Annotated in this window: 21 protein-coding genes and 1 tRNA gene; 7 read left to right on the forward strand and 15 right to left on the reverse strand. The window is 41.6% G+C overall.

Features of this window, described 5'->3' with window-relative positions; translation table 11 throughout:
* The first annotated feature begins 3 nt into the window (after window positions 1–3).
* A complete protein-coding gene (locus H6H03_RS06215) occupies window positions 4–606 on the forward strand; it encodes an SRPBCC family protein (protein WP_190954256.1) in 603 nt (200 codons plus the stop codon).
* Between the two features lie 91 nt (window positions 607–697).
* On the opposite strand, the gene H6H03_RS06220 is transcribed toward H6H03_RS06215, so the two are convergent.
* Window positions 698–770: transfer RNA gene (locus H6H03_RS06220), tRNA-Glu, on the reverse strand.
* 327 nt (window positions 771–1,097) lie between these two features.
* Here H6H03_RS06220 and H6H03_RS06225 point away from each other — a divergent pair.
* A complete protein-coding gene (locus tag H6H03_RS06225) occupies window positions 1,098–3,017 on the forward strand; it encodes a cation:proton antiporter (RefSeq protein WP_190954257.1) in 1,920 nt (639 codons plus the stop codon).
* 98 nt (window positions 3,018–3,115) lie between these two features.
* On the opposite strand, the gene H6H03_RS06230 is transcribed toward H6H03_RS06225, so the two are convergent.
* Entirely contained in the window at window positions 3,116–3,724 is a 609-nt protein-coding gene (locus H6H03_RS06230; protein ID WP_190954258.1) for a cytochrome b N-terminal domain-containing protein, read from the reverse strand.
* Between the two features lie 102 nt (window positions 3,725–3,826).
* Window positions 3,827–4,522: an esterase/lipase family protein gene (locus H6H03_RS06235; protein ID WP_190954259.1), complete on the reverse strand. Its 696-nt coding sequence runs from the start codon at window positions 4,520–4,522 to the stop codon at window positions 3,827–3,829.
* 611 nt (window positions 4,523–5,133) lie between these two features.
* On the opposite strand from H6H03_RS06235, the gene H6H03_RS06240 reads away from it, so the two are divergent.
* Entirely contained in the window at window positions 5,134–6,744 is a 1,611-nt protein-coding gene (locus tag H6H03_RS06240; RefSeq protein ID WP_190954260.1) for a hypothetical protein, read from the forward strand.
* A 379-nt stretch (window positions 6,745–7,123) separates the two neighbouring features.
* Here H6H03_RS06240 and H6H03_RS06245 read toward each other — a convergent pair whose 3' ends face one another.
* The 5 genes from H6H03_RS06245 to H6H03_RS06265 form a co-directional block, all read right to left on the reverse strand.
* On the reverse strand, window positions 7,124–7,771 hold the full coding sequence (locus H6H03_RS06245; RefSeq protein ID WP_199338815.1) for a hypothetical protein: 648 nt from the start codon (window positions 7,769–7,771) through the stop codon (window positions 7,124–7,126).
* Window positions 7,772–8,230: 459 nt separating this feature from the next.
* A complete protein-coding gene (gene petJ, locus H6H03_RS06250) occupies window positions 8,231–8,575 on the reverse strand; it encodes a cytochrome c6 PetJ (protein ID WP_190954261.1) in 345 nt (114 codons plus the stop codon).
* A 255-nt stretch (window positions 8,576–8,830) separates the two neighbouring features.
* Window positions 8,831–9,247, reverse strand: coding sequence for a plastocyanin (gene petE, locus H6H03_RS06255; protein ID WP_190954262.1), 417 nt, complete (start codon window positions 9,245–9,247; stop codon window positions 8,831–8,833).
* A gap of 337 nt (window positions 9,248–9,584) precedes the next feature.
* The gene (psbV, locus tag H6H03_RS06260) at window positions 9,585–10,076 is read right to left on the reverse strand and encodes a photosystem II cytochrome c-550 (protein WP_190954263.1); all 492 of its coding nucleotides are present in this window, start codon (window positions 10,074–10,076) and stop codon (window positions 9,585–9,587) included.
* 97 nt (window positions 10,077–10,173) lie between these two features.
* Window positions 10,174–10,371 (reverse strand): hypothetical protein, encoded by a 198-nt coding sequence (locus H6H03_RS06265; protein WP_190954264.1) that lies wholly within the window; start codon window positions 10,369–10,371, stop codon window positions 10,174–10,176.
* Window positions 10,372–10,585: 214 nt separating this feature from the next.
* Here H6H03_RS06265 and H6H03_RS06270 point away from each other — a divergent pair, with 214 nt between their 5' ends.
* Window positions 10,586–10,876 (forward strand): hypothetical protein, encoded by a 291-nt coding sequence (locus H6H03_RS06270; protein ID WP_190954265.1) that lies wholly within the window; start codon window positions 10,586–10,588, stop codon window positions 10,874–10,876.
* A gap of 30 nt (window positions 10,877–10,906) precedes the next feature.
* Here H6H03_RS06270 and H6H03_RS06275 read toward each other — a convergent pair whose 3' ends face one another.
* Window positions 10,907–11,755: a carbohydrate ABC transporter permease gene (locus tag H6H03_RS06275; RefSeq protein ID WP_242057820.1), complete on the reverse strand. Its 849-nt coding sequence runs from the start codon at window positions 11,753–11,755 to the stop codon at window positions 10,907–10,909.
* Entirely contained in the window at window positions 11,752–12,660 is a 909-nt protein-coding gene (locus tag H6H03_RS06280; RefSeq protein WP_190954266.1) for a carbohydrate ABC transporter permease, read from the reverse strand. The genes H6H03_RS06275 and H6H03_RS06280 overlap by 4 nt, the downstream gene beginning before the upstream one ends.
* 243 nt (window positions 12,661–12,903) lie before the next feature.
* On the opposite strand from H6H03_RS06280, the gene H6H03_RS06285 reads away from it, so the two are divergent.
* Window positions 12,904–15,351 carry an ATP-binding protein gene (locus H6H03_RS06285; protein WP_190954267.1) on the forward strand — a complete coding sequence of 816 codons (2,448 nt, stop codon included), beginning with the start codon at window positions 12,904–12,906 and terminating at the stop codon, window positions 15,349–15,351.
* A 288-nt stretch (window positions 15,352–15,639) separates the two neighbouring features.
* Here the strand turns inward: H6H03_RS06285 and H6H03_RS06290 are convergent, their stop codons facing one another.
* Window positions 15,640–16,896 (reverse strand): ABC transporter substrate-binding protein, encoded by a 1,257-nt coding sequence (locus tag H6H03_RS06290; RefSeq protein WP_190954347.1) that lies wholly within the window; start codon window positions 16,894–16,896, stop codon window positions 15,640–15,642.
* Between the two features lie 422 nt (window positions 16,897–17,318).
* On the opposite strand from H6H03_RS06290, the gene H6H03_RS06295 reads away from it, so the two are divergent.
* The gene (locus H6H03_RS06295; RefSeq protein WP_190954268.1) at window positions 17,319–18,740 is read left to right on the forward strand and encodes an MFS transporter; all 1,422 of its coding nucleotides are present in this window, start codon (window positions 17,319–17,321) and stop codon (window positions 18,738–18,740) included.
* Here the strand turns inward: H6H03_RS06295 and H6H03_RS06300 are convergent.
* Together H6H03_RS06300 and accD are read right to left on the reverse strand one after the other, a co-directional pair.
* Window positions 18,641–18,973, reverse strand: a complete 333-nt coding sequence (locus tag H6H03_RS06300; RefSeq protein ID WP_190954269.1) for a hypothetical protein — start codon at window positions 18,971–18,973, stop codon at window positions 18,641–18,643. The genes H6H03_RS06295 and H6H03_RS06300 overlap by 100 nt on opposite strands.
* Window positions 18,934–19,884, reverse strand: a complete 951-nt coding sequence (gene accD / locus H6H03_RS06305) for an acetyl-CoA carboxylase, carboxyltransferase subunit beta (protein WP_190954270.1) — start codon at window positions 19,882–19,884, stop codon at window positions 18,934–18,936. The genes H6H03_RS06300 and accD overlap by 40 nt, the downstream gene beginning before the upstream one ends.
* Window positions 19,885–20,369: 485 nt before the next feature.
* Here accD and H6H03_RS40140 point away from each other — a divergent pair, with 485 nt between their 5' ends.
* A complete protein-coding gene (locus H6H03_RS40140) occupies window positions 20,370–20,600 on the forward strand; it encodes a hypothetical protein (protein WP_242057821.1) in 231 nt (76 codons plus the stop codon).
* Here H6H03_RS40140 and H6H03_RS06315 read toward each other — a convergent pair.
* Window positions 20,597–22,927 (reverse strand): CHASE2 domain-containing protein, encoded by a 2,331-nt coding sequence (locus H6H03_RS06315; RefSeq protein ID WP_190954272.1) that lies wholly within the window; start codon window positions 22,925–22,927, stop codon window positions 20,597–20,599. The genes H6H03_RS40140 and H6H03_RS06315 overlap by 4 nt on opposite strands.
* A gap of 173 nt (window positions 22,928–23,100) precedes the next feature.
* The gene (locus H6H03_RS06320) at window positions 23,101–24,069 is read right to left on the reverse strand and encodes a DUF1822 family protein (RefSeq protein ID WP_190954273.1); all 969 of its coding nucleotides are present in this window, start codon (window positions 24,067–24,069) and stop codon (window positions 23,101–23,103) included.
* Window positions 24,070–24,149 lie beyond the last annotated feature (80 nt).

Below are 24,149 nucleotides of genomic sequence, written 5' to 3' on the forward strand. Positions count from 1 at the left end.
AAAGTGACTCAAGAATACAACACAACAGAGAACCTCGATTTTCAGTCTTCCACTGATGACACTAACTTAGAAGCTGATTTGTCTGCTGATGCACTTGCTTTATTGGCTAAAGTTGAAGTTCAAATTGAGAAACTAGCACAGCGGCAACGGCAAATCAGTGCTAAAGTTCAAATTCCCCAACCAGTGGAACAAATTTGGAAGGTTCTGACTGATTATGAAGCCTTGGCTGACTTCATTCCCAACCTTGCCAAAAGCCGTCTTATCGAGCATCCTGACGGCGGTATTCGACTCGAACAGGTAGGCTCCCAGCGCTTTTTAAATTTCAACTTTTGTGCGCGGGTAGTTCTAGATCTGGAAGAATACTTCCCTAAAGAAATCAATTTCCGTATGGTAGAAGGAGATTTTAAAGGCTTCTCTGGTAGCTGGAGCTTAGAGCCTTATTCCCTTGACGAGTATATAGGAACCAATCTCTGCTACACAATTCAAGTTTGGCCTAAGCTCACTATGCCAGTGTCAATTATTGAAAACCGCCTGAGTAAAGATCTGCGATTAAATCTTATGGCTATTTACCAACGTGTAGAAGAACTAGCCAGTCGAAAAAGCTGAACTCCAGTAGTCTATCATTCAGATTTAGTTCTGAGTGATAGTTTTTACCACTTACTTATCTCCAAGAAGATGTTATCTTTTGGCTTTTTAATACCCCCAGGGGAATTCGAATCCCCGTTACCTCCGTGAAAGGGAGGTGTCCTAGGCCTCTAGACGATGGGGGCATCGGACTCAGACCTTTTATAAATTAACGAATTTTCTCAAGGATGTCAATAGTTTTTGCCAAAAAAAGTTGGTGGCGGCTAAACTGGGTGGAGGCGAAAGTTTCAAAAGGATACACAGATATGGATACACAAAAAAAAGTCCACAGAGGCTTGTCCGGTTTTGGGCAGAGTGGCTCAATGTCCAGGGCTGCCAATTTTAGTGGATGCCTAAATAGAAAAAACGCAAAATTCGCCAAAGGAGAAAGGGTATGATGTTGTACCCTGTAGAGTTAATACCTACAGTTTTTTTACAAAAGATTTTGAAATAAATGGCTCAAAATCTACAACATGGAAGCATCTTTTGAAATCACTCTCCAGATGGCGATCGCTGTACTAGCGGGTATTAGCGCCCAAGTCTTGGCTGCATACCTACGAGTACCCAGCATTGTCTTGTTATTGCTATTGGGCATCTTGTTTGGCTCTGATGGTTTAGGGCTGTTGCACCCCCATCTGTTAGGCACTGGGCTAGAAGTTATTGTCGCCCTAGCAACGGCAATCATTTTGTTTGAAGGTGGGCTGAATTTAGATCTGCGAGAGTTAGGCAGAGTTTCAGTGAGCCTACAATTGCTCGTCACTCTCGGAACCCTAATCACACTGCTTGGTGGGAGTATGGCTGCTCACTGGCTGGGTGAATTTCCTTGGAACATAGCTTTTCTCTATGCTTCCATAGTCGTGGTTACAGGCCCGACTGTCGTTGGCCCTCTGCTCAAACAAATTAATGTAGATCGGCAGGTGGCGACACTTTTAGAAGGCGAAGGAGTTCTAATCGACCCTGTAGGGGCGATCCTGGCTTTCGTTGTCCTCGATACGATTTTGAACGGCGATGCTCAGCCAATCAATGCGATCGTTGGTCTACTGATGCGGTTGGGCGTTGGTGCGGCAATTGGCGGCGCTGGCGGTTATCTGATGAGTTTAATTTTCAAACGCGCCAGTTTTCTGTCATTCGAGCTAAAAAACTTAGTGGTGCTGGCGATACTTTGGAGCCTGTTTACCTTATCGCAAATGATCCGCAGTGAATCGGGAGTAATGACGACAGTAGTCGCCGGAGCGGTGTTTGCTAACTCCTCAGTTCCAGAAGAACGTCTGTTAAGAAGCTTTAAGGGTCAGCTAACAATTCTCAGCGTTTCCGTACTGTTCATCCTATTAGCAGCTGACCTATCCATCGCCAGTGTATTTGCTTTGGGCTGGGGTAGTTTACTCACTGTTTTGGTACTAATGTTCGTTGTTCGCCCAATTAATATTCTGTTCTGTACCTGGAACAGTGACCTAAATTGGCGGCATAAATTGTTTTTGAGTTGGGTTGCTCCGAGAGGAATTGTTTCGGCTTCTGTTGCTTCTCTATTTGCGATTTTGCTAACACAACGGGGTATTAATGGCGGTGACTCCATTAAAGCTCTAGTCTTCTTGACAATTATCATGACTGTCGTCTGCCAAGGGTTAACAGCTGGCTGGGTTGCCAGGTTCCTACAAATTACCTCGAAAGATGCAACTGGGGCAGTAATTGTGGGTTGTAATCCCTTGAGTCTTTTAATTGCCCGGTTCTTTCAAGAACGGGGAGAAAACGTGGTAATGATTGATACTGACCCCCAATGTCTTCTGCAAGCTGAGTCCCAAAATCTCCGGGTGATTGCTAGTAGTGCCTTGGATGCGGCTGTTTTGGAAGAAGCTGGACTTGCGTCTATGGGTACTTTTTTGGCAATGACCAGTAATGGTGAGGTGAATTTTGTTTTGGCTCAACGAGCAGCTGAGGAGTTTAATCCGCCGCGTGTGTTAGCAGTTTTTCCCCGTGACCCCCAAGCAAGTAGCTCAGCCAATCATAAAGTTAATCAAGCTTTTATCCCAGATTTAGCCATTAAGACTTGGAACGAATATCTCAATGATGGACGAGTCAAGTTAGGGACAACTACGCTCAATGAGTCGGAATTTTCCACTCAACACGATCGCATTCAAGAGAAAATTAGGACTGGGGTATTAATACCGCTATTGGTAGAACGAGAAGAACGCTTACAGGTAATGCCTGCTAACCAAGAGTGGGAAGTTGGCGATCGCATTATCTACCTCTTGCATGACCCCAGACCTAGCCTTTTAAAACGTTTATCCGGTGCCACCCAATCCACTCCCCTATCTCTAGAAAAGTTACCAGAAGTCGAAGACCTACCCCTAGCGCAGTTATCTCAGCTTTCAACTACTGAGAGTGCTGGGAGATGAGGGAGATGGGGAGATGGGGAGAGAAAAGGACAAGGAGACAAGGAGACAAGGAGACAAGGAGACAAGGAGAATAATTCTTAACTCCTAACTCCTCACTCCTAACTCCTAACTCCTAACTCAGCACTCTGTTGCCATTCTTGCCAGAGTAAAGCAGATAAATGGACTATGGCTAAAATTAGTGTTGTCGTAGCAATCAGATAAGTGTGTATTGTGTAAAGGTGTTCAACTGTAACTGTGCTAATGGCTCCACCACCTGTGAGGATGTCTCGCAGTTGTCCACCGATTAGCGGAATCGCTTCGATGGTTCCTAGCTCAATGCTAAAACGCCAGTATCCTTCTTGAGTCCAGTCTAAAATCATCGCCGTCCAATCTAGCCCGATGGCACTGAGGGTGAACAAAATGCCGCTAATCCAAGCAGTCAGCCAACTCTTGCGAAATTGGCGACTCAAAAACATGACTATTAGTTGAATGAGGGCGATCGCAATTAGACCGTTACCAGCAAGCTCGTGGGATCTCCAAAACAACCAACCGTATGACAGTTGTGTATTAATCGTCTTCAAAGAGTTATAAGCACCGCCAGCTGTCGGCTCGTAGTAAAAAGAAAGTAAAACTCCAGTAGAAACGTAAATTAAGCACAGAGTCAGAATTACAACTGATAATATCGTTGCTACTCGTCGCAAAATCCTATCGAACTGGGTGCTTTGCATGGCTCACCCCTCCTGTTCTTAAGTAAGTATTTATTCTTATACAATTATTTTAGCTAAGAAATTTTAAGAAATTTTGCTTTTCTTATATAAAAATAAAGTTTTTTAAATCAAATATTGCACCCAAGTTTTTAACGGTTCTGGCGAGCCATACCAAATACCAGGACTTCTGAGAGAATGCTTAACACCTTCAATCACCAGATTTTCTGCGCCTTCCAAGTGAGCTGCTTCAATGGGTGTGATTCCATCGCCCCAAGTATTACCTTTACCACAGGTTAATTTGTAACTACTGTAAGCAAACCAGCTACCACGCCGCCTTTGTCCAAAAATAGTTTTTCCCGCCACGCAAACGTAACGAACATTTTTGTAAAAAGCTCCAGGATAGTTATTGGTGACAAAATCGAGATTGGAGCGCGTCCAGCGTTCTTGGCTGATGTGGGGTGTACCCAAGGTGATGAGAGTAGCAACTAGGGGGTGAGCTTGCCAGAGGGATGGCTTGACATCACCACGTGCAAAATAGGGTTTTTCTCCCATGTAGATGCGTGATATCCAACCCCCGGCTGAGTGACCAATCAAATTAATTTGAGTAGCGTTATGTTGCTGCAACATCTGTTTGACAGTGCGATCGAGTTGTTGCAAAATCGGCGTTATGGTTCTTCCGCCAATAGTGGGTAGCCAGTCACGGCGCCGTAGTGGTACTGTGAGAGTGGGAAAATTCAACTGTTGTAAAGATTGTTCTAGTTGGCGATAAGCGATCGCGCTTTCTAGATAACCAGGGACAATAACTGTCGGTAACGGCATTTAAAATTTTGGCTGCAAGGGCTTAAAATTTAGAATTTTTTAACAAAGAAATAGTCAGTAGTTAGAGGCTAAAGTAGCCATCGTTTGACTCAATCTTGGAAGCCCCAAATACGTATTGATGGGTTTTAGGGCTAAAGTATCAACAAATGGTACAGTACACAACAGTTTTAGTGTCGGCTGATGTGGTAAGATTGTCACAAAGGGCGTAGTATCTATCATTTTAGCGTGCCATCTGTTACGTAATCTTTATGAAAACAAAGGCAGTAGCAAAGACGAAAAAATAGCTCGAATGTTCGGATACAGCAGAAATTATCAGAAATATGAAATAGATAAATAACCGAAATATTACTTTTAATAGTGTGCTTTATAACAATAAAAAATCAAAAGTAGTGATTATTTAAACATTTTTTAGCAAGCCCAATTTAACAATATGATAGAGCATCATTAAGAAATTAAAAACTTGAGGAAATGGTAATCTTAGCGTCTGGATTGCCAGCATAGGAAGTTATTATTTCCTTAGAGGGAAGCATCTCTTGGAATATATTGCAATATAGTCACCAGAGATAAAATTGTTAGCCAACTGCAACTGAGTCGAGTGAACGATAACAGCCATGTCTTACGTCTCCCTGCTGAAAAATATACCAGAAATTATTACCCAGCCAATTGGGATAGCAGCTATAGCTTCTGTTGGCATCCACGGTGCGATCGCCATGATTGTACCATTGATGCCCATAGACTCCAGTAAGCCCAAGGAAACGGCATCATCAAAAACCGTCGGACTTATGGAATTGAGCCAAGCCGACCAAAGCCGTTTGCCCCAAAGCACACCCCAAACCCAAGTAGGTTTACAACAATTACCGCCAATAGCGCCACTTTCTGCACCGAATTTCAGCGCCCAGAGTGTATTACCTCCATTGGCACCACCATCAACTAGTCAGTTAGTACTGCCTCCCCTACCTCCATCGGCTAATAGCTATCGGGTTTCCTCTGTGCCTACAAGACAGTCTCTGCGGAGGATTCCCAATTATAATTTTGGGTTTGACGCTTCTAAATTTGACAGTTCTAAATACAATAACACCCCAAAATTCTCGCCATCAGTTCCTCCAGTTCCTCGTTTGAGTCAAAGCGATAGTAAATACGAATCGCCTCAACCACTGGCTGTGAATAGGTTGCCACAATTGCAGTCCCAGAACATACCTGATGATATTCTGCAAAATGCCCAATCTCGCAACCTTTCTGATATTCCTCCCATTACAACACCACAGGGAAATCCAACTCCACAAATGACGCAACCAACTGGTGATGTGTCTAAAACTACTCAAAACTCCTTGATAAATTCTTTAAAACAAGGTCGAGCAAATAGCAATACTTTAATGGGAACTAGGGGAATGGTATCCCAAGCGAGCGATTTATCCCCTAAAGGAACTCAACAAACAATCGCACAACTGGATTCTTACGATGCTCTCAGAAAAGAAGTCCAGAAAGAATACCCGAATGCTGAACAAAAACCAGTTATTCGGCAAACAGTAGCTACAGAGAAGCCGAATGTGGAAGGGGCTGTTTTGGGTGTATTAGTGGTAGATCCTGATGGCAAAGTCTTAGATATCAAGTTCCAAGACAAGTTACTCTCCCCGGAATTGCGAACAAAAGCAAGGGAATACTTTAACAAACAATCCCCCAAGGGAGATAAAAAGATTAGTTCTTATCCATTTAACCTAGTCTTCCAAAACGGTAGCAACACAATTGGAACGACTCAAGACCAAAAGCCCTTTCCATTAGCACCAGCAGGCAATAGCAATCAGCTAACGCCATCGCCTGCGTCCACTTCTAAACCATTTTCAGAAGCGCCAGTCACAACTAATCAGTCTGCGCCTTCACCCGCACGCACTCTCAAACCATTAGTTGTGCCAGGAGCCAATGCCACCTCACCGACAGATGGTGCAAAGCCATCATCCGAAGTGCAAATCAAGAATAATCAGCCTGCCTCCTTGCGTACAAATACTCTCAAACCATTAGTTCTACCAAAAATCAATACCAATCAAACCCAGCCTTTACCAACAGCTACTTCTAAACCATCATCACCAGCAGCTAGTAGTTCTTCTGAACCGCTATTAACGCCAAGAGTTAATAAAAATCAGCCTACTCCTGAATCGGAAGAAGAATTACTACAACAGTTGCGCCAACTGAAGGGAAACAGACAAAAGTCTACTCCAGAAAAATAGCCACTTCTTTGGCATACTAAATTTAACTCTGGTTAGTAAATTCGTAATTACAGGTTTGAGCAATTTGTCTTCTAGGTTGCTAAGGCTAGATAAAACACCAGTTAAGGTAAATCCAAAGAAAGCTAATCCCAAGTGAAGCTTTTTCACTTGGGGAACTCTAATAAATAAATTATCCTTCTTGAAGTTGCTGACAGTTGACTGTGAACAGCGGGATATTCTTGTATTAATAAAATCTTCTAGATCTCCTTAAATCTGGCTTGAAATGGGTAATCTAATTCCAGTTACCTCGTTTTCAGGTTAAGGAGAATCTAGAAGTGCCTAAAATCATAACCAACCTCTTTTGAGACAACTTCTGAGGCTGATTTTTGTAGATAAGCGCCTAAGTTGCTGCTTTTTTATATGTTAATGCTGAACCAAGTCCTATAGCAGCAAAAGATAGTAAGCCCAAAATTGAAGTCGGTTCTGGAACACTCGTTGTAGTACTATCAGAGATTACAATGTTATCAAATTGGTGAAACGGGTCAACTTGCTGCCAGCTTGTTGAAATAATGTTTGTAAAATTTGTAAAGTTAAAAGTTTGGAATCCTTTAACACCATTTAGGGTAAAGGTATTAGAAATAGTTGAATTATCAGCTTTGACTCCAACAAACGTGACTGTAGATGACTCAAAAGGCTCATTTAGTTCTCCCAAATCAATTGAAAGAAGATCGAAAGCACCGCCATCACTTTTATTTAAAATTATTGTACCATTAGGTGTATCGTTAAATAAAGCTGTAGAACCTAAGTATCGAGGTTCTCCAATATTAAATATTGCAAAAGGAAACTCATTGATATTGGTATTTGTCAGAGTGTAGCCGTCTTCAGTGTAAGAAAAACCTTGGGATGTTATACCGTCACCAGGCTGGGCTAAGCTTTCAAAATCAATCACTGTTAATGCCTGTGCAGTTGTACTCATTCCTATGGTAATAACAGCTGCACTGAGTGTAGACAAGGATAAATTTTTTACAGTAAATGAGTTAATCATCATAATCCTCAAATTTCAAGTCAGGGAGGGAAGCTATAAATACATACAGCAGATTGCAAGTTGGTGAGGTACAGAGTAGGGGCGCACATCTGTGCGCCCCTACTCTGTACTTCATTTACGTGAAAACCGTTGTAAGTATTGCTGAATAAAAAATACATTTTCTTAGTGATAATTACAACAGTTATTCAGACTGCTTCACAGTAAAAATACTAGAGTAAGAGTTTTCTGATAAAAAATTAAGGAAATTATGAAGTCAATTGATCAGTATGAATAAAAATGTCAGTATATTATTTGCGACAAATTTGAAGCCTTTAGTTTCTAGAGTAATACTGAATGTATTTCTGAATTAAAAAACCCTCTGATACACCAAAGGGTTGTTCTTGTGAGATTAATTTTTCACTTATAGCAGCTTAAGCATAAACCCTGACGGCAATAGCTTTCAGGTCTGTTGCTTGCTATATTTTACCAGCCTTGTTCTGCATTCTGAAAAACGTAAGCTGCTACCTGTAAAATTTCCTCAGGAGTTAACTTGTCTTTAAAGGCAGGCATGGCATTTTTGCCATACTCTACTTGGTGGATAATCGCCTGAATTGAGTCGTTATCATAATTTTTTAGGTACTTTGACAATGCTTCCTTTTTCAAGGTTTTCTCGGCGATGAGGATGTTACCGCCACCGATATGGCAAGAAGCGCAGTTAGCCTCGAAAATTTTAGCACCGTTAGATGTTTCGGCTGCTAGTGCTGGACTGATAAATGTTACGTTGAATAAGGCGATCGCTAACAGCAAAATTAATAAAAGTATTCTCAAAAGAATTTCCTCGCAACAAGCCTCCACGAAGAGTATAAACGCGATCGATCCTTAGATTAAGTCCAATTCGATCAAAATTGGCGGTAACTAGTTCACCCTTCTGTCGCTACGCAGTGCTTAGCGTCTTCGGTGGGCAGATTTGTTACCGCCATTATCCCTTGTCTGGTCACTCTAGGAGTGTAGCGTGTTGCTTATTAGCTGATTTCACTGAGGGAAGCTGAAAATATCATCTAGTGCCAACGACGATATTTCTAGCTATTCAACAGTGATTGTACCAACCATGCCAGCACCACGGTGAGGTTCGCAGTAGAAAGTGTAGTCACCAGCAGGTGCGTCTGCGGGGAAGGTAGTTGATACTTTTTGACCGGGATTCATCAACTGTTTTTTATGAGACAGAGAAGTTGCTAATTCCTTGCTGCTAGCTGGGTTTTTCGCAGGATCGAACACAACATTATGGGGAGGAACTTTATTGTTCACCCATTCAATTGTGTCACCTGGTTTAATTGTCAATTTTTTCGGTTGAAATGCCAGCATTCCTTTATCAGTACCAAGTTTCACCTGGTATGTTTCAGCCGCAGCGCTGGGGGTAAAAACAGCAAAGCTGCTAACAACTAAAAGGATTGTTAACACAGCCAGGCTCAGGCGTCGCCAGCTTGCCGAAATAAATTTCATGACTCTCTCCTAAACAAACATTTTTTTTCCTTTCTCATTTTAAATAAAATCAACACCAAATATGACAATATGTCGTAGATACAATTTTTTTTTAAGAATGGGCGGCAAATTATAACGAAAAGCTCTGTAATCAGTAATAGATACTAGACTGCCATACCCCAGAAAGTCTCTGTAGAAAAGCAGGGGATTGGATATTGAGGACTGGGGGCTAAGGAGCAGGGGAGCACAAGAGAAGTTGTTGCAAGTCTTTACCTTGTCCCCCTCTGCCCCTAGAGCCTCTTCCCGATACCCAATACCCAATCCCAAAGGCTCAGCACTAATGCGCTAATTTAGGGATTTAGTAATAGATTTTTCCGCCACCCCATTTATTACCAACAACTTTGGGTTGTAGGAGAATGTGACCAGCGATCGCTACTAAATCATCATCCGTCAGATTTCGCATTTCTGTGAAAATATCTGCACTTTTAGTGCTGGGATGTAATTCGGAAATTTCATCTTCCCCGTCGTAAGTAGTGGGATTTTTCATATAATCCACCAAACCTTCAATGTTATTACGGTTTGGTGTTGCCAATGCTAAAGCTTCTGGTTCTAGTCCCACGTTCTGGTTAGTCTTGGTAACGCCACCAACGTGACATTGGGCGCAAGCGTAAGCAAATAAAGCTTTGCCTTCTTTGACTTGTTTGAGGCTAAGTACAATGGTGTCACCCTTATCGTTTAATGGCACTGTCCGGGTAGCTTTGTCCAGTTCCAATGCTGTCGCGCTACCGACAATCAACCCAAACGCGAGTAAAAAAGTAGCCACAACAACGCCAATTAGTCTTCTAAACATGTTTCCCCTTAAAGATTTTGACGCTCAACACAGCTAATAAAACGATGCTCAATCTCCATATCCAAAGCCTGAGATAGCCCTTGGGATGACTTTGGTATCACCCACCGAATTGCCGATCCTTCGGGCGTGTATCAGACGATATTCGGAAAATAATTGCCTTTGCATCCTCTAACGCCAAACGGCTCTTTTGGTGTTTGTCGGCAATTAAGAGTTGGTTGTCGAGAGAAAACAATTTTTCTACAGTCATGCTGTAGTCGGCTGCTATCTCTGCGATCGATAGGTTTGCAAAACCCATAATGCTTGTTAACTGATAGATAGAGATTGAGTCGCTGTAATACCAATATCACGTTAGGAGTGCAATTTGTTGCCGAAAATACGGTTTGGGGAATGGGGCATTGGGCATGGGGCATTGGGCATGGGGGCAGGGAGCAGGGGGAGCAGGGGGGCAAGGGAGGTAGGAGAAGTTTTGCGGCAGTAGATAGAGTTAGTTAATCGAATTAAAGGAGTTAATGATTCTTGAGCTTTTGATAGCGAAATTAGAACCTCTGAGGTTTGGCGATGAATATCTGAGGTTTGGCGATGAATATCTGAGGTTTGGCGATGAATATCTGAGGTTTGGCGATGAACCTCTGAGGTTTGGCGATGAACCTCTGAGGTTTGGCGATGAACCTCTGAGGTTTGGCGATGAATATCTGAGGTTTGTCGATGAATATCTAAGCTTCATCGATGAATATCTGAGTTTTAGCGATGAATATCTGAGGTTTAGCGATGAATATCTGAGCTTGGAATTTCAAGTTTGACAAATGCCCCATGCCCAATGCCCAAAATTATCAACCTTTCCCGCCGGTAAATGTGACGCTTTGGATGAAGTAGCGGTTAAAGAAGGCGTAAATACTTAAAGCTGGTAGGGTAAATACCATTGAGGCTGCCATAATGTAGTTCCAATAGCTAATATATTGACCTTTGAAGGTATTTAGCCCCAAGGGTAGGGTAAACATTTCTGGGTCAAATAAGATAACTATGGGCAGCAAGAAATTATTCCAGCTTGCCATGAACACAAAAACTGCCTGGGCTGCTAGTGCTGGTTTTGCTAAAGGTAAAACGATATGGCGGAAAATTCCAAAGGTATTTAAGCCATCAAGTTGACCAGCTTCTTCTAATTCTTTGGGAAAATTTACGAAAAACTGTCGCATCATAAAGATGAAGGTGGCATTGACCATGCTGGGGACAATCATTCCTTGGTAGGAATTTAGCCAACCGATCGCTTTTAAAATCAAAAATGTGGGAATTAAGGTAATTTGCGCTGGTACTGCTAGTACTGTCAAAATTAACAAGAACCAAAAGCGTTTGCCTGCAAAGCGCAGTCTGGCTAAGGCATAACCCGCCATTGAATTTAGCAACAAGTTTAAAACAGTGACGCTGACGGCAATTACCACACTGTTAAACAGCCAGCGCCAAAATAAGGGTTCTTGCAAAAAGATTTGTCTGTAGTTGTCGAGGGTGAAATTTTTAGGGAAAAAGTTGGGTTCGCCGCTGACAATTTCCGGTAGCGGCTTAAATGATGCTGAAAGTGCCCAAAGAAAGGGAATGAGGGTAATGAGGGCATAGAGTGTCAGCAAGATGTATAACAGAATTTTGGCCAGGACTTTGGGCCAGGACAAGCTAGAAATTCTAGTCAAATCTGTTCGCCTCCAAAAAGTCGCCGCGCAATTATGGTCAGGGTAATGATGACTGATGCTAACAAAAAGGCGATCGCCGCAGCATATCCCATCTGTAAATTGCGAAATACAGCTTGGTAAACTAGTAACACCACAGTTAAGGTAGCGTTATTTGGCCCGCCAGTACCGCCAGAGAAAATGTAAGACTGGTCAAACAATTGAAAAGTGCCAATCACCCCCATCGCTACCACAAAGAAGGTTACAGGCTTGAGCAAAGGAATAGTGATGTAAATAAATTGCCGCCATTCATTTGCGCCATCAAGTTCTGCGGCTTCATACACTGTTTGCGGGATATCCTGCAACGCCGCTAAGTAAATCACCATGAAAAACGGTGCAGTTGACCAAATATTCATGAGCATAATCCCTTTGAGGGCAACTGCTGGGTCACCCAACCAGTTATAAGTAGGTAGCCCCACAAAAGCCAGAAAATCGTTTAGTAGTCCCTCGGTGTTATAAATCCACATGAAGATCAGCGTCAGTACTGCTGAAGAAGTGACAGTGGGCAAAAAGTAGAGAATGCGCCACCAATTTTTACCGCGAATTCCAGAATTGAGAGTCACAGCCAAAATTAAAGCTACAACTGTTTGAGTTGGTACAACAATGGCTACATATTCAGCGGTGTTTCTCAAAGCAATCCAAACCCGTTCATCTTCAACTAATCGCGTAAAGTTGCGAAAACCAATGAACTCGTACTGAATACCACCCAAAAGTTGAACTTTTTGCAGAGAAAGAAAAACGGCAAAGAGAATAGGTAAAACTACAAAAGTCCCTAAAACCAAAATCGTAGGCATCATGAACATATACCCAGCGAAATCTTCTGTGATGTTCCACCTGGGGTTTAGCCGCCGCCTGTTGATTTCAAACACTATTAAACCTCCGTTTAATCCCCCACTAAGCAAGCTGTAGTGATGAGTCGTGTATGATTATTTTTCGTACTGCTGTAAAAAATATTCAGCCTGATTGAATGAGTCTTGATGTTTGGAAAGCGTAAACGTAAGCTTGTTGGCAGACATCGCTTGCAAGAGTTAGCTCGATATGTGACTTAGGGAACTATATATTTAGTTTCCTTAGGGATGCTAACTCAACTTACTCAAGCAATAGGATACAAAATGACCTATACAGCCTACTTACGTTCAATTAAAAACGAACTTCAAAGAACTGGTAAAACCAAAAAAAGCCTACGAGTTAAAACTATCATAGAACAGTTTGGCTACCAGCGTAGAAGCCAATCATTCGTAAATGATTTTAATATTGCTCTTGATGAACTGGGTCTTTGTGCAGATCCTATATTAGATTTACACATTCCTTTAGATACAAAGATAGCTATTTCTATTAAAGGTATAGAACCGATAAACCAAGTAAATGATTCTCAAGCAATTTCAGCCAAACTTAGAGATAATATTTCAGTCAGGCATGATTTTTTCTACTATTTATTTGATTTTGGTTCTGAACAAGAATATGAACGGTTCCAAGCGTGTTTAGATTCTCACCAACCAGTGGGGATTTTTTTGATTCCACAAGTAGAAGATTTTTTCTGTGATATTGTTGTCAAAATTTTTAATTATGAACTAATTAGAAAGTATCAATATGGAGGATACAATAATATCCCAAAAGCTGCTTATCGGAAAATTCCTACCAGTCTCGCTTCAGATGATGACTGTGAAGACGAACAAGAAAATCCGATCGCTGATGCTAATATTTTTCAGTTTTATCGCTCCACTATGACTAGCATCATTCTGGGTAACACTGGTTTAGAATTACTTGATTCGGAAAAATTTGACCAGCAGTTTGAACAGATATCGCTCTATGCAAATAAATATAATTCCGAACAATTTTTTATTGTATTTCATTGTCCGTCACTCTTAGAAATTCAAGCTCATCAGCAAGAAGACGCTTTGGGATATTTGGTAGATAGAGTTGCTCGGAAAATTCCTTTTACTTTTACTCTCAGGTGTAAATATCCAAATGAAGCATCTATTGAATATAAAGAAGAAATATATGCCCATTTCCGTCTACTCATGGAACTCCCATATTATCAAATAGAGGAAGACGATGCATCTTTAGGAGATTACTTTTTAGAATTACAAAAAGCTCAAATTCAAGCTGAATCACAGTTATTGCTGAAGATGAAAGCCGAACATTTTTATACTTTGAAGTGGCAACAGGAAAGTAAAGAATATATTTATCTAAAGTACTTTGCTATTAAAACCTTAGAAAGTCTAGGATATGAATTATCTCATATTGGGTGTGAAGTAGAGTTGACTTCTAGGGATGAAGAAACAAGTGATGAAGATACATCAGATGATGAGGAAGAATACCAAAGTGAAATCATAGAAGTCTATGTTAAAAATCAGATAGTGGTTGAAATAGAAACTTTCAAATACCATGAGTTTCAGGATAATAATCTATTTTTGGATACAATTAGAAGAGTTTTGAGAAAATCAAAAGTTTGGCCGAATAAACTAGAAAGCGTTTGGTTGGTAATTCCGGGTTTTGAGATAGCACGCAACTATTATCAGTTGAAAAAAGCTAAGGAAATATTAGAGTATAAATTTTCTGGATATTATGGCGATCGCTTCCAGGTTATAATCATGGCTCCTGATTATGAAAATCACCAATTAGTGCCAGTATCATTTGACTCTATAGAGTATCCGTCTTTTGAATATGCGGCTAAAAAACTTAGCTTAGTACCAGCATATCCAATAACAAATCGCATCAAAGAATTTAAGCTTGACTTTAGCCAAGTCAAAGGTTTAAACGAAGAAAAAGAAAAACTAACTAGACTCCTGAAGCTGCAATCTAAAGGATACAAAGGTTCAATCGGCGGAATTCTCTTCTATGGTTTACCAGGATGCGGTAAAACCCTACTGGCAAACGCCTTTGCTAATGAGTCTGGGAGATATTTCTTTAAGTTCTCTCCTGCTGATATTGTTAGTGTTTGGATAGGTCAAAGTCAAAAAAATATTCGTGACATCTTTGCTCAAGCTAAGAAAAAATCTCCTTCACTTTTATTTATTGATGAGTTAGATAGTATTGGTTTTAACCGTAACGAAGATAATGCACACACAGACCAAAAGGCAACCATTAACCAATTACTCATAGAACTAAATAACCTACAAAATAGTGATGTAATTGTTATTGCTGCCACTAACTATTTGAGTGGTATTGATAGTGCTTTGAAACGTTCTGGAAGGTTGGATTGGAAAATTCCTATTTTCCCACCCAACCAAGTAGAAAGAATAGATTTATTCAAACACTATTTGTCACAAAATGATATGAATCAGCTTGTGAATTTTGAAATTTTAGGTGATAAAAGTGCCAGATTTACTTCATCTGATATTGAATTAGTTTGCCGAGAAGTTAAAAATGCTATTCTTTTGGAAGAAATAAGTTCAGCTTTGACAACTTCAGATGTGATTACTTACATCAATAATCTGCAAGACGGTGGTTTAAGCCTCAATGAAGAACAAGTGAAGGAATTTTTGGAAGAGTGTAAAAGAATGAGTGTGAAGAATCCTAAGTTGGAAACTTTGAAATTAGAATGGGGATTAGATTAATAATAAGATAATTAAAATAGCGTAGGCGTAGCCCGCACTTCTCTACGAGACGCTCCGCGTAGCTTGCTTCCCCGTAGGGGTACGACAAGCTCAGTGACCATCGTAGATATCGCTCTTTTAGCAGTGTTAGAAAATCACTAGAAAAACATGCTAAATTTTAATATTTGCAAACTGCTAATAAGAAGTATAGGATTAATAGCGATCGCCTACCTTTCAATTTGTCTATTTTTGTTTTTTCGCCAGCGTTATTTCATCTTTCGTCCCACTGCAAAAGTTTTAAATTAAACATCAATCTATAGCTTTAATCTGTTGATTCGCTGACTTCTCTGCCTGCACCATTGCCTGCTTTAATGGTTGCTGTCCTAATAAAGCGCTGACAAACTGATTTTCAAAATTATTCACAATTGCTGCCGGATATTTACCTACTTGCCACGGTGTAGCATAATCCACACCTGCGACTAATGGCGATCGCAATGGATCTCGGTCATAGCCTAAATTCTTGGCTACTGATTTACGCGTTGGCAAAGCAAACCCCGTTCCTGTCCACTTCTGCATTCCAGTTTTGCCTGTAAGATAAGAAATCAACTCCCAAGCTTCGGCTTTGTGCTGTGCTTGTTTGTTCATTACGTAGGCGACTGTAAACACCATTGTGCCTTTTTTTTCATTAATCGTAGGCACTTCGGCGGTAGCAAACTCGACTTCGGGAAAAGTTTCAGTTAAATAAGGAATTGCCCAGTTACCTTCAATTACCATTGCTACTTTACTCTGACCAAACATTTCACTACCTGAGTTTGTCCCCACATCGGATTTTTGGGCAAAGGAACGGTCTTTTCGATACTGGTCTATTACCAACTGTAAACCTTTTAAACTTGCCTCACTGGCAAAAGCCGCGTAGCCATTTTTGTCAACGATTTGTCCGCCAAAAGCTTTGATTTTATAAACCTGACGCGACAATTCTGGGATTTCTCCAAAGCCATATCTGTTAAGTTTGCCTGTCAATTGTTTCGAGTAGCTGCGTAGTTCGTCCCAAGTCGTTGGGGGATTACTCAAACCAGCTGCGGCAAAGGCTTTTTTGTTATAAAACAGCGCTAGGGTGGAATAGTCTTTCGGAAGACCATAAATTTTGTTTTGGTATTTGAAGCTGTTAAGTAGAGTATCTTCAAAATCCGCTAAGTCAAATTCAGGTGTGACGTAATCTTCAAGTGGTTCCAGAACATTTTGACTCATCAAAAAAGGAGCTTCCAATGCATCTAAATAAAATACATCAGGTGCGGCTTCTCCAATTAAGCGAGTTTTGATGACATCCATATATTGGTCAGAAATTACTTCATATTTAACCTTAATAGTTGGATGCTCTGTTTCAAAGTTTTGCAATACCTGTCTCAACAGTTTTTGCTCAACAGGCGAACCTCCCCAACCGCTAAGTTTAATGGTAATTGCGGTAGATGTTGAGTGTTTGCTTGCTAACTGTAAATTGTGACAAGCAATAACAGCGATCGCAATGGCGATCGCCACTCCGAAAAAAGTTAATAACTTGCTTTTAATCACTGATAGAAAAGAGGCATTGGGAACTGGGTACTGGGGATTATACACAGAGATATTTGCTATGGGCTGTACTTCATTAGGTGTAAGACTTTCACTATTAGTAAATCATACTCAATCGTAGTAAATCAGCCTTTGATACTCGTTAATAAAATTTATGATTTTACTGGCGTACTTGTTTTTTTTACTTTAAAGCCCTTTGAGTTGATATTAGGAATACCTCTTAAGAAGAGGTAATCTTATATCTAACTCCCTCTCGTTACTTATATGGTCTGTAGCTAAAGACTGATATTTTTATTTTTTGAATTTTTATTGAGATATGCAAGTTAAAATAACGAAGAATTATTAACGATATTGATGAAAGCAGGCTGAATTACTCGAAAAATGAATTGATGCCAGAATGCTTCATCCATAAACAATGCATTATGGATTTTGTTCCGGTTGAAATATCTACTCCTATAAATCTGGAAATTGCCCAGATTACTACACCACAAACAACACTTTCTTCAACTTCTCGCATTCCCAAGGATGCCATTCGCAGAAGTTTAAGAGCCTCTACAGTAGATTCTGTCTTAGCAGCAGTTTATTCTATTGGTACTAGCGGGATTTTGCTTGCCAATTTATTGGTGGAGTTGGATGCTAGTCCAGTGATATTTGGGATGTTGTCCTCTATCCCTATGTTGGTGAATTTGATTCAGCCGTTGGGTGCTTACTGGTCTGAACGTAGCAGCAGCCGCTTTCAGTATGCACTGCGGACACACGGAATTGCTCGTGTATTGTGGCTGATTTTAGTAATTGCGATCGCAGCCGCAAGCTGGGGAGTGTTGAATAATAGCCAGTTAGTAATATTAACACTCTTGATTCTTCTTTTGACCAATCTTTTGGCAGGATTAGGAACTCCATCGTGGCTAAGTTGGATGGCAATGATAATTCCCCGGCGATTACGGGGCAGGTATTTTGGGATACGTAATAGTGCTGCTAGCCTCACCAATTTAATTTGCGTACCAATAGCCGGTTTAGCTGTATCTCATTGGTATGGAGGAGTTGTACAAGGCTATGGGGTGATTCTGTTTTTGAGTATGATTTTTGGAATTATAGGGTTAGGGTGTCAGTATTTCCAAGCAGATATGAATCCCTTATCCCAAAACACTTATGTTGGTAAGTTACCTCAAACAACTGAGATTCAATTAGACGCTACAAAAAATGAATCTTCCCAAGAAAATCAATTAATTCATACACCATCAGAACAGGTAAGCATCAGTATTTGGAAAAACTCTAACTTTTTGAGATTTCTGTTGTATTTCGGTTTATGGACGCTGGCATTTAACCTCAGTGCTCCTTTTTTTAACCTCTACATGCTGGACACCTTGGATCTCAATGTTAGCTACGTGACTATCTACACCAGCCTTCAAGCGGGGGCAAATTTGCTGATGTTGATTGTGTGGGGCAAATTAGCAGACAAAATTGGCAATCGTCCCATCCTGCTGTTTGGTGGAATTCTGGTTGCAACCACACCATTGCTGTGGCTGGGGATTGGTGTTAATCAACTTGATATCTGGCTGTGGTTACCGCTCTTACATATCTTGACTGGCGGAACAGGCGCGGCGATGGACTTATGTAATAACAATATTCAATTAGGGATTGCGCCGATTAAAAATCAGTCTATCTATTTTGCGATCGCAGCTGCCGTTGCTGGAGCCAGTGGTGCTTTAGGCACAACCATAGGCAGCTTCATCTTACAATTTACTCAATCTGGAGGGTCATTGGCGTTATTCGCCCTCTCTACCGTATTTCGACTAACAGCCCTGATTCCACTGATTTTTACCCAAGAACCGGAAAGAGGATAGGGAGATGGGGAGATAGGGAAGTGTAGGGAGTGTGGGGAGTGTGGGGAGTGTGGGGAGAGAGGGGAGTGTGGGGAGTGTGGGAGATGGGGAAAAAGAGAATTTATGCTTCCATTTCCTCCCACACCTCCCACACCTCCCACACCTCCCACCCCTCCCACACCTCCTGCTTGCCCCATACCCCATGCCCAATGGCTTATTCTGCGGCGCTGGAAGTCAAAGACATTGTTTCCCATAACACCATATGAGGCGGTGTTAGCACAGGCTGGTGTAAAGCAATCAGCTGGGCTAAGGTGTTCTTTAATTGGGTACGCGGTACAATGTCATCGACAAAGCCATGTTGAAGTAAATCTTCAGCGGTCTGAAAATCATCAGGCAGTTTTTCCCGTAGGGTTTGCTCAATCACTCGCCGACCTGCAAAACCAATAGTTGCCTTGGGTTCTGCCAAAATAATATCGCCCAACATTGCAAAACTAGCGGTAACGCCGCCTGTTGTGGGATTTGTCAAAACCGGAATATACAACAGTCGCGCGTCTTGATGGCGCTGTAGGGCTGCGGAAATTTTCGCCATCTGCATCAGAGAAAGCATTCCTTCTTGCATTCTCGCGCCACCGGAGGTGCAGACAATAACTACAGGATATCGCCGTTGAGTGGCTTGTTCAATCAAGCGGGTGAGTTTTTCTCCCACAACCGAACCCATACTACCGCCCATGAAACGGAAGTCCATAACCCCAAGGGCAACAGGCAAACCGTTGATTTGACCCAAACCGGTTTTAACTGCGTCTATTAAGCCAAGTTTTTCCTGGCTTTCCCGTAACCGATCGCTATATGGCTTGCGATCGCGAAATTGTAGGGGATCGGTTGGACGCAAATGCTCGTCTAAAGGTTTCCAGGTATTATGATCTATCAGCTGACGGATACGCTCATCGCTATCTACACGATTGTGATGGCCGCATTCCACACAAACCATCTGGTTAGATCTCAAGTCTTTTGTGTATGTCAACACACCACAATTAGAACATTTATGCCATAGTCCATCAGCAATTTCACGTTCTTGGCGTTCGAGACTGGTAGATCCTGATTTACGTCGATTTGCAAACCAATCAAATAGAGACTTTAAACCGCGTGATTCTTCGTTGTTAGCCATTTTTATCTTATTTTAAGTGGGTATGAGGTCGAAACCATCTGAAGCCCTATCGGGTCATCCCTAGCCATTAACCACTTGTTTTTACTAATGAGTAATGACTAGATCGTCAAATTAAGCTTTTAAGCAATTCAGACCTTAATTTTCATCTTTGGTTGCCAGCTTAACGAAAATACTTATGCCAATACAAGCCTCTTGCTCTTTTTTTTAGAGGACTTTTTATATGAATGTAGTGACAAAGCCATGCAAATACTAACCTCCAAATAAGATGGTTACCCTCTCCCACCCAAATTAATTATTCTTTGTGTTGGGTCATAAGCAATCAGTATCTTTTTTATTAATTGTGCTTACCAACAGTTAATCGTCGTTAAAGAGGGTAATACCAGTCACGAGCTGAATATTATCAAAATGTGAAGGGCAGATGGCGTAATCCAAGTTACAGTCACGAATTATAAAAATGGGCATGGGGCATTGGGCAAGCAGGAAGTGTGGGAGGTGTGGGAGGTGTGGGAGGTGTGGGAGGTGTGGGAGGTGTGGGAGGAAATGGAAGCATAAATTCTCTTTTTCCCCATCTCCCCACACTCCCCACACTCCCCTCTCTCCCCACACTCCCCTCTCTCCCCACACTCCCCTCTCTCCCCACACTCCCCTCTCTCCCCACACTCCCCACACTCCCCACACTCCCCCATCTCCCCATCTCCCCATGCCCCAATTTCTAAGTATTTGCACTAGGAATTATTGTTTTAAAATTATAAATTGACATCAAGCTAACAGTCGCTAGTAAGGATAAAGCTGAGGGTACAAAAGGTATCCAAGCACCCCAAATTAACAGACCAAAGCAAGCTACATACAAAACACTAGAGGTAACACCAACTGCTAACGCCAACCAGCGAAGTGAAAGGTTTCGCCAAGCTAGGACTCCCCCTACCACAGACCAGCCCCAAATCCAAGCAACTTCCAACCACAGTGACCAAACCCGCAGCAATGGACGCCCATCTTCAACAGCGCTGAGAATTTGGCTGACCATGTGTGCTTGTACCAAAACTCCTGGCATTTGGTCGTCTAGGGGAATTCCGTAGGGTGTTGGCCAGGTATCTGGAGAATCTCCTCTTGATATGACGCCAATCAAAACAATCCGGTCTTTGACAGCATTGGGATTAACTGGACTAGATAAAAATTCTGTTAGTGTCACCTGTTCAGCAACTTCTTTTGGAGAACGGTAGTTGAGTAAGATTTGACCGCCATCGGCATTAATATTTTGATACGCACCACTACGAGACTTGAGATTTGGAAAAACAGTCTTACCCAACTGCAAATTTCCTTCGGGGGTAAATTTAACTCGAATTCCTGAAGGTCGCAGATACAGGGAAGCCAGTTGTAAACTCAAGGAGTAAGAAGTAGAACACAATGATGTCGGCTCTTGGTTCATGAATAAAAGATGGCGACGGATAACTCCATCACGGTCATGAATAAAGTCGCTAAAGCCGATATTTGTTTTTGGAATTTCTGGTGGTGGTTGAATACCTCTGATATTGGCTGTGCCATCGCTTCCTTTACATACGCCAATTAAGTTTGGAGTTTTTTGCAAACGAGTAATTAAATCTGGTTGTTTGGCATTAAAATCACGGTAGATATCTAAGCCGATCGCTCTGGGTTGATATTGATTGAGTTTTTCTAAAAGTTTGTTGAGAGATTTCTCCGAAATGGAAGCTCCAATTAAAGACTCACCATTTTTTCTTTGAGTTGCCAAATCATCATCGTCAATGGTGATTACTAGCAGTCGGGGATCAATTCCTTCTGATGGACGCGATCGCATCATCCCATCAAAGGCTGAAATCTCTGTAGCTTCCAAGACTCCCACCAACCTCGCCCCAACCACAAAGGCTGTAACTGCCAAACTGGATAACAAAGTGATGCTAAATCTGCGTTTCATGGACGGAGATAAATTCGGCATCTCTTCAATTTCTCTAGACCTTAATTCATCCCAAGTGGGGGGCGTCTGAGCTGGATTTTGGCAAATCATTGGTAGCCAAGTCGCGCAAGGAAATCGATCTTCAAGTCCTTGTAAGCGTTCCCGCGCTTGGCGCACTGATTGATACAAAGACTCTCCACTAGCAAAGCCTTGGAGAAAATACTTTAAAAATTCTTGAGCAACCTGGTCTGGAACCGGCTCGCGCATGACAATTATTTGAGGAATTTGCAAATCAGCTAATTCTCGCGCCAATCCCAACCCATCGCAGGAATTGAATATAGCTAGTTGCAAACCATTTTCAATGGCTTTCCTCAGAGCATACTTTAACTCGCCAATGGTGAGACTATCAGTTTTATTCAGGTAAATTCGTCCGCTTTCTCCATTTCCCTGACTAGAACTATGTCCGGCAAAAAAGAGAATATCCCAGTTTTTTCCCCACAGATGCTCAGTTAATTCCTTGCGTTGTGGTTCCACGATAAAACTGACTTCGGCGTTGCTACACTGTTGCAATAAAACTCGATCTGCCTGGGTGTCAATTCCTTGACTATTACCAACAATTGCCAAAATTTTGACTAAAGGATTGGGAGTGCGTGACTTGTGAACGCGATCGTAAGTTGGTGAAGAGAGGGCGATTTCAGCCTTGGGATAGCGTTCCAATAAGTCCCACAAATGCCAAGGTAATAGCTGTAATTGACTATTTTCTGTTTGTAAAATTACCCGTACTTCTTCTCTAGAAGACAATCTTTCTAACCATTTTTCTCTTACAGAGCGAAACTCCTCTGCTTTGAGCCAAGTATTAAAACGTGCCCGCAAAATATGAGAAGTGTTTTCGCAGTCTTGAATCATCGATACATTTGTCACCTGCACTTGCTCAGCATGGAGGCGATAACGATTGCCTATCTGCCGATAACTGGACTGCCAATGACTATAGTAGAGCGGCATTTCGGGAAATGGAGGTAATTTGCCCGTGACTTCTGTAGTAGCACGCTCGTGTTCTTCACCAATTTGGAGGGTGACAGCAAACCCCTGCTCAAAACTACCCTCTCCGAATTTCAGAACTACTAACTTACCCATGACCGTCGGTATCCCTCTTTCTGTGCAAACTCGCAAACCTCTGATATCTGGTGAAAAGCTTCACCAAGCGTCTACAGAACTTTTTTGAAAGTCCCAAAAAGGTGATTTGAATTTTTAATTAATCAATTAGTTACTTATAAATTACCGACAAACAGGGAAGATACGTATATACTTTAAATCCGGAAATGTTCTGTAATACTAATACCATTCAATGCTACCCTAACGCTAAATTCTTCTCTGGGTTCGCCCCGAAACTGTAACTGAATGTAATTATCTGATTTTCTAGATTGAGCATCTAAAAAGACTGCTCCCGAACTATCTAGAACGGTAAGATGAACTCCTGGTGGTAAGTAGATTTGGCTACCAGTTGCGTGCAACTGAAGGTGGATACTGGTTTGTCGATCCTCTGAAGGGGTAATTTCCACAATCAACATCACAGGGTGATTGAGAATTTGGATACCCAAATCAATCAGCTTTGCACGTTTAGTAATTGATTCTGGTGAATTTGAAGTATTTAGTTCTAAAGTTTCAGTACTGCGAAAAGCATAACCTGGTCTAAGTTCTGGTAGATTCCACAAAGATTCAACAGTTTGCCAGCCCGTCTCAAATACACCAGCAAACCATTGAGTTAAATTTACTAGTGGGTCAAGTGGAGATTCCCGCAGTTGCGCCATATGGTCGATAAAAGCTTCCAATGGTTGCAGTTGTCTCAAAGGTAGTGTTTCAGTTGCTACACTAGGCACAAAACCCAGTAGCTTGGCTTCTTGGAGCGATTCATCAAATTGAACCACTAAATACCCCACTCGTTCTCCCCAAGTTTCAGGAGGAATGGAACATATCTGCTGGTGTTGATGAACAGGGCGGCACTCCAGACGACCAACTGATGGCACTTCTAAGTCAGCTACATCCCCGCACAGCCGCATAACGGGGTTCCAGCTGTCACTAGCTTGGAGATTGGTGGGAATATCCATCATTTGCAAATAGTCATTTACCACCCATACAGCTAGAGTATTCAGCCGGACTTGCTCTGCTTTTTGAGAATTTGGCTGCTCATGAGCAAATTGCTGGGCAGTTATGCGAGCTATTTGGGGAATTGGCAATGTTAATGTGAAATCTTCTAGCTGATAGGTGGAGTTATTCATAAGTCAGTTTGTGGTTATCAACGCTGCTATGTACATATCGCCCGCATTCACTAAAGTTATGCCACAAAATAGAGAATCAT

Source organism: Nostoc paludosum FACHB-159, from assembly GCF_014698835.1.
Lineage (GTDB): Bacteria > Cyanobacteriota > Cyanobacteriia > Cyanobacteriales > Nostocaceae > Nostoc > Nostoc paludosum.

Coding starts and splice junctions, on each gene's coding strand:
- H6H03_RS06225 (WP_190954257.1), top strand. CDS start 1,098: ATGGAAGCATCTTTTGAAATCACTCTCCAGATGGCGATCGCTGTACTA.
- H6H03_RS06230 (WP_190954258.1), bottom strand. CDS start 3,724: ATGCAAAGCACCCAGTTCGATAGGATTTTGCGACGAGTAGCAACGATA.
- H6H03_RS06235 (WP_190954259.1), bottom strand. CDS start 4,522: ATGCCGTTACCGACAGTTATTGTCCCTGGTTATCTAGAAAGCGCGATC.
- H6H03_RS06240 (WP_190954260.1), top strand. CDS start 5,134: ATGTCTTACGTCTCCCTGCTGAAAAATATACCAGAAATTATTACCCAG.
- H6H03_RS06245 (WP_199338815.1), bottom strand. CDS start 7,771: ATGATGATTAACTCATTTACTGTAAAAAATTTATCCTTGTCTACACTC.
- petE (WP_190954262.1), bottom strand. CDS start 9,247: ATGAAATTTATTTCGGCAAGCTGGCGACGCCTGAGCCTGGCTGTGTTA.
- psbV (WP_190954263.1), bottom strand. CDS start 10,076: ATGTTTAGAAGACTAATTGGCGTTGTTGTGGCTACTTTTTTACTCGCG.
- H6H03_RS06265 (WP_190954264.1), bottom strand. CDS start 10,371: ATGGGTTTTGCAAACCTATCGATCGCAGAGATAGCAGCCGACTACAGC.
- H6H03_RS06270 (WP_190954265.1), top strand. CDS start 10,586: ATGATTCTTGAGCTTTTGATAGCGAAATTAGAACCTCTGAGGTTTGGC.
- H6H03_RS06285 (WP_190954267.1), top strand. CDS start 12,904: ATGACCTATACAGCCTACTTACGTTCAATTAAAAACGAACTTCAAAGA.
- H6H03_RS06295 (WP_190954268.1), top strand. CDS start 17,319: ATGGATTTTGTTCCGGTTGAAATATCTACTCCTATAAATCTGGAAATT.
- H6H03_RS06300 (WP_190954269.1), bottom strand. CDS start 18,973: ATGGGAAACAATGTCTTTGACTTCCAGCGCCGCAGAATAAGCCATTGG.
- accD (WP_190954270.1), bottom strand. CDS start 19,884: ATGGCTAACAACGAAGAATCACGCGGTTTAAAGTCTCTATTTGATTGG.
- H6H03_RS06315 (WP_190954272.1), bottom strand. CDS start 22,927: ATGGGTAAGTTAGTAGTTCTGAAATTCGGAGAGGGTAGTTTTGAGCAG.
- H6H03_RS06320 (WP_190954273.1), bottom strand. CDS start 24,069: ATGAATAACTCCACCTATCAGCTAGAAGATTTCACATTAACATTGCCA.